Genomic DNA, 1,445 nt, shown 5'->3' with positions numbered 1-1,445 from the left:
TGGTAGTCCGTTGACTGGTCGAAAGCGCACACTGGGCCATGAGCCAGGATCGTGTGGTGCCTGATCCACTGGAGACCTACTGCACCCAGTTGGATCACGTCTTCAACCGGCCCACGCAGCGCGAAGCGCTGCGCCGGTACCTGCAAGGTCTCCTCCTCGGCACAGAGCGACACAAAACAGCCACAGGCATCGCCAACACAGCCCCTGGAAAGCTCGGCAGCCAGCACAAAGCGGCGCAGCGGCTGCAATGGTTCCTCTCCGAAAGCACCTGGGATCCAGATCAACTGCATCAAGCCCGTCTGGATCTCATGCGCCGCGGATCGGCAACGGCACCCTCGGTCGATGCCGTTCTAGTCATCGATGAGACCGGCGATCGAAAGTACGGCACCCACACCGCACATGTCGGACGACAGTATCTGGGAAGTCTGGGCAAAGTCGACTCGGGCATCGTGACTGTTCACGTGCTGTATGACACACCTCAGGCGTATTTTCCGCTGCAATTGCGGCCCTACACGCCCGCGCATCACTTTCCCCGCAAGACCAATGACCCGGCCTTCCGCACCAAGCCGCAACTGGCGGTGGAGTTGATTGAGGCCGTTCGGCACGACTGGCCGTTCCGTGCGGTGGTGGCAGATTGCCTGTACGGGCGGAACGAGGTGTTCCTGACGTCCCTGATGACTGCAGCGATCCCGTTTGTGCTGGCCCTGCCCAGTTCCTATGCGTGGTGGCACGAACAGGGTCAGCCGGGGGGCGTGGAAGACCTGGCGCTGCGGGCAGCGCCAACCGACTGGCACCCCTTCAAGCGAACGTTCGCTGACGGAACAGAACGCGTGTTCTGGCGTGCAGAAGTGAGCGGTGGGCCGTATGGGACTGGACGACCATTACGGCTGATCGTGGTCACGCCTGATCCGGTGACGCTCCCGCACGAAACGACGGAATATCTCATCACCAATTTCCGGCAGAGCGAGCAGGATACGTCACCGGGACGCGTCCCGGTGACTCCAGCTTCCTCCCTGGAGGTCGCACTCTTATATGCCCGGCGACCACGTATTGAGCAGGCCTATCGGGAAGTCAAACAGCACCTGGGTTGGACGCACTGTCAGGCCCGGTCAGACATGGCCCTTCGGCGGCATTGGAGTCTGGTCTGCGCGGCATTCTGCTTTTTACATTGGTGGAATGAGCAGCCACCGAGTCGCGAGCGTCAGGCATCGCCGCGGGCGGATGCGGTGCATCCGCCCAAGTGGAGCACGCTGCTGCATCAGGTGCGGTTATGGCTGGAGCCGTTTGTCTGGGTGTGGCAAGCCTGGCGGGCCTATTCCACGGAGCGACCACCTCGGCGACTCTTCCTGTTGCTGGAGCAGGTTGGACGAGGTAGACCACTCCCACTTTATGTGGCCTAAATGCCGCTCAGAACGGCAAATTATGTCCGAGTCAACGGACTACCA

General features: G+C 61.4%; 1 protein-coding gene. It reads left to right on the top strand.

All coding sequences use genetic code 11. From position 1 onward, the window contains the following. Positions 1-38 precede the first annotated feature (38 nt). Positions 39-1,400 carry an IS701 family transposase gene (locus C8263_RS18680; protein ID WP_107139608.1) on the top strand — a complete coding sequence of 454 codons (1,362 nt, stop codon included), beginning with the start codon at positions 39-41 and terminating at the stop codon, positions 1,398-1,400. Positions 1,401-1,445: the final 45 nt, after the last annotated feature.

Source organism: Deinococcus arcticus (genome assembly GCF_003028415.1).
GTDB lineage: Bacteria > Deinococcota > Deinococci > Deinococcales > Deinococcaceae > Deinococcus > Deinococcus arcticus.
Note: the sequence above shows the minus strand (reverse complement) of the source record. Positions and strands in the feature narration are given on the sequence as shown.